Genomic DNA, 1,068 nt, shown 5'->3' on the forward strand with positions numbered 1-1,068 from the left:
ACCCTGCCGTTTACCGATGTCAACAAGAGCGATTGGTTCTACGACGCAGTAGAATATACCTATCAGAACAAGCTGTTTGCTGGTATCAACGCGACAACATTTGCTCCAAACATGCCGATGTCCCGCGCGATGCTCGTTCAGGTATTGTATAACATGGCAGGTCAGCCGGAAGTCACTGGTACCACTCCTTTTCAGGATGTCGGCAACGCATGGTACAAAAACGCTGTGACTTGGGCTTCGCAGAACGGTTTGGTCTTTGGCACCAGCAAGAATACCTTCTCTCCAGAGCGCGATGTCACCCGCGAACAGACTGCTATCATCTTGCAGCGGTATATGAAGACAATCGGAAAAGACACCTCTGCTTCGGCAGACCTCAGCCAGTATCCAGATGCCGCTTCGGTGTCCCCTTGGGCACAGGATGCAATGCAGTGGGCTGTCGGCAGCGGATTGATTGCCGGTGTCAAGAATGGCAGCATGGAAGGATAAAAATTATGCAAATACAAACCGGTTTTCGTAAACAGCTTCTGCTCGTCATCTTTGCTGCGGTTATCGCCGTTTGCTTTTATATGATTTCTCAAGTTCATCGTGTGCCGTTAATGGAAAATAGCGGACGCAGCTTTGTCAAAGCACAGGTCGTTTCTATTGTCCAAGACCATGAGCAATCCGGCGATGTGTATATCGGAGATCAACTCGTACAGCTCCAGCTATTGAGCGGAGATCACACAGGTGAAACGGTAGAAGCCACCAGCTCGTCTGCGTATTTATACGGCGTGCACTGCACAGTTGGCATGAAAGTCATAGCCATCGTCAGTGAGTCCAACGGAGAACTTGTCACTTCTGTTTACGGCTACAACCGTGCTTCGGCACTGTATGCCATCGTCGCCCTGTTCTTACTCTCTATTCTGGTCATCGGCGGAAAACGCGGATTGTATTCCGTCATCAGTCTAGTCTTTACGTTTATCAGTATTCTTTGGTTCTTCCTGCCTGCGATTTATCGCAGCTGGTCTCCCATTTTAGCTGCCATTGTTGTGGTTGTTCTGACTACATTGGTTACAATGTATCTGGTCG

Annotated in this window: 2 protein-coding genes; both read left to right on the forward strand. The window is 49.1% G+C overall.

Annotated elements, in window-relative coordinates; genetic code table 11:
- Positions 1-486, forward strand: a 486-nt coding sequence (locus ACR0P9_RS13095) for an S-layer homology domain-containing protein (protein ID WP_432620844.1), incomplete at its 5' end; no start/stop codon positions are given.
- Between the two features lie 5 nt (positions 487-491).
- A partial coding sequence (locus tag ACR0P9_RS13100) for a YibE/F family protein (RefSeq protein WP_432620846.1) occupies positions 492-1,068 on the forward strand: 577 nt, incomplete at its 3' end.

This window comes from Butyricicoccus sp. (genome assembly GCF_050872565.1).
GTDB lineage: Bacteria > Bacillota > Clostridia > Oscillospirales > Butyricicoccaceae > Butyricicoccus_A.